The organism is Streptomyces katrae, assembly GCF_000966975.1.
In the GTDB taxonomy this organism is placed as follows: Bacteria; Actinomycetota; Actinomycetes; order Streptomycetales; family Streptomycetaceae; genus Streptomyces; species Streptomyces katrae.
The window spans coordinates 1-1,320 of record NZ_JZWV01001568.1 but is presented as its reverse complement, the minus strand read 5'-3'; the positions used below and the strand labels follow the sequence as shown (position 1 = coordinate 1,320).

General features: G+C 71.1%; 2 protein-coding genes. Both read left to right on the top strand.

Annotated features, from left to right (window positions below):
* The first annotated feature begins 303 nt into the window (after positions 1-303).
* Positions 304-537: a chaplin gene (locus tag VR44_RS39245; RefSeq protein ID WP_052714040.1), complete on the top strand. Its 234-nt coding sequence runs from the start codon at positions 304-306 to the stop codon at positions 535-537.
* A gap of 118 nt (positions 538-655) precedes the next feature.
* On the top strand, positions 656-1,320 hold a 665-nt coding region (locus VR44_RS44660; RefSeq protein ID WP_052714039.1), incomplete at its 3' end, for a chaplin.

Sequence of the window (1,320 nt, the reverse complement as noted above, 5' to 3'; positions counted from 1 at the left end):
GGCCCTCTCGCACATCCTGGACAACATCCCGATCCTCTCCGGCAACGTCTCCAACGGCAGCTGATCGAGGTCGCACCGCGAGGCCGTCGCACCCCCGGGTCGCGACGGCCTCGCCGCGTATCAGGACCGGGAATTACCCTTCCGATAAATAAGGACCGGAATTACCCGAACGCACCTCCGGGGCATCGGAGTGAATTATCCGGCACCCCTCGGAAATACCGGGAATCCACGGGTTTCCTTTTTCCGCCCCACTCGTTGTTGTCTATGCAGCGGACAGACCTCTGCGGGAAGGATCGAATTCAGATGAAGTACAAGAAGGCAGTGGTGATGGCCGCCGGCGTTCTCGTCGCCGCCGGTGCCGCCTCCCCCGCCATGGCCGACGCGGCCGCGGATGGCAAGGCCGTCGGCTCCCCCGGCGTCCTCTCCGGGAACCTCGTACAGGTCCCCGTGCACATCCCCGTGAACGTCTGCGGCAACACCGTCAACGTGATCGCGCTGCTGAACCCCGCGTTCGGCAACGTCTGCGTCAACAACTGACGGAGTGCCTGCGCCCGCAAGGGCAACCTCCTCGGTGGCCTCGGAGTGCACGGCGGTGCACCCCGGGGCCACCTTCGATTCAGGACCGGCCCCCGCGCCGGTAGACAGGGAAGGACCCATGCGACAGGTACTGAGCCGACAGGTACTGGGCAAGGGGGTGCTCACGGCTGCGGCCGCCTCGAGTCTGCTGTCGATCGCGACCGGCGCGGCCTACGCGCATCCCGGGGCGATGGCCGAGGCCTCGCAGTCGCCGGGCGTGCTGTCCGGCAACAGCGTCTCGGTACCCATCACCTTTTCGCCGAACGTGTGCGGCAACAGCGTGGACGGGGGTGCCGCGCTCAACCCCTCGATGGGCAACACCTGCGTCACCTCGACCGGCTCGGACGCCGACCGGCACGACTACGAGCGCTACCTGAGCCCCGAGAACGCCGAGGCCTTCGAGCGCTACCTCGAGGAGCGCCAGGGCGGCCGGCACGCGCTGCCCGCGCAGCGCCGGGAGGACGAGGGCGGCTACGGGGAGCGCGGCGACGAGGGTCCCCGCCCGCACGCCCCCCGGCACGCGGCGCCCCGCCACGAGGCTCCCCGGCCGGAGGCCCCCCGGCATGCGGCGCCCCGCCACGAGGACGCGTACGGCGGCTCCGGCGAGGAGGAGCACGGACCCCGGGGCGGGAAGGAGGAGTGCGACGACCACCCGCCCGCCCCGCACGCGGAACACCCCGCCCCGCACCCGGCGCCCCCCGCACCCGCGCCGCACCACCCGAAGCCCAAGCCGCAGCCCAAGCC